This window comes from Rhizobium sp. PRIMUS64, assembly GCF_023006465.1.
In the GTDB taxonomy this organism is placed as follows: domain Bacteria; phylum Pseudomonadota; class Alphaproteobacteria; order Rhizobiales; family Rhizobiaceae; genus Rhizobium; species Rhizobium leguminosarum.
In genome coordinates, this window is record NZ_JALBGX010000307.1 from 1 (window position 1) to 831 (window position 831).

An 831-nucleotide genomic window follows, 5' to 3' on the forward strand; every position below is an offset into this window, starting at 1 on the left:
CGCCGCAAGAAGCACCTCAGCGTCGCAACGAGCCGCGACGAGCCTGGCGATGAGCCGAAGGCCCTTTCCGAATGCGACGTCAAATCGAACATCAAGTCCATTCCGGGCGTGATGACGATCCGCGGCTGCGCCTATGCCGGCTCCAAAGGCGTGGTATGGGGGCCGGTCAAGGACATGGTCCACATCTCGCACGGGCCGGTCGGTTGCGGTCATTATTCCTGGTCGCAACGCCGCAACTACTACGTCGGCCTGACGGGCATCGACACGTTCGTGACGCTGCAGTTCACCTCAGACTTCCAGGAAAAGGACATCGTGTTCGGCGGCGACAAGAAGCTTGAACAGGTCATCGACGAGATCGAGGAGCTTTTCCCCCTCAACAACGGCATCAGCGTGCAGTCGGAATGCCCGATCGGGCTGATTGGCGACGACATTGAGGCGGTGTCGCGCAAGAAGGCCAAGGAGCACGAAAAGACGATCGTGCCGGTGCGCTGCGAGGGCTTCCGCGGCGTCTCGCAATCGCTCGGCCATCACATCGCCAACGACGCCATCCGTGACTGGGTTTTCGACAAGAACGAAGTCGAGTTTGAGACCGGCCCTTACGATGTCAACGTCGTCGGCGACTACAATATCGGTGGCGACGCGTGGGCTACGCGTATTCTATTGGAGGAGGTGGGGCTGCGCGTGGTCGGCAACTGGTCGGGTGATGCCACGCTCGCTGAAGTCGAGCGCGCGCCAAAGGCCAAGCTGAACCTCATCCACTGCTACCGCTCGATGAACTACATCTGTCGGCACATGGAGGAAAAATACGGCATCCCGTGGATGGAATACAAT

Annotated in this window: 1 protein-coding gene; it reads left to right on the plus strand. The window is 60.0% G+C overall.

Annotation, left to right across the window (positions count from 1 at the left end):
* On the plus strand, positions 1–831 hold an 831-nt coding region (locus MOV76_RS39265; RefSeq protein WP_309506934.1), incomplete at both ends, for a nitrogenase component 1.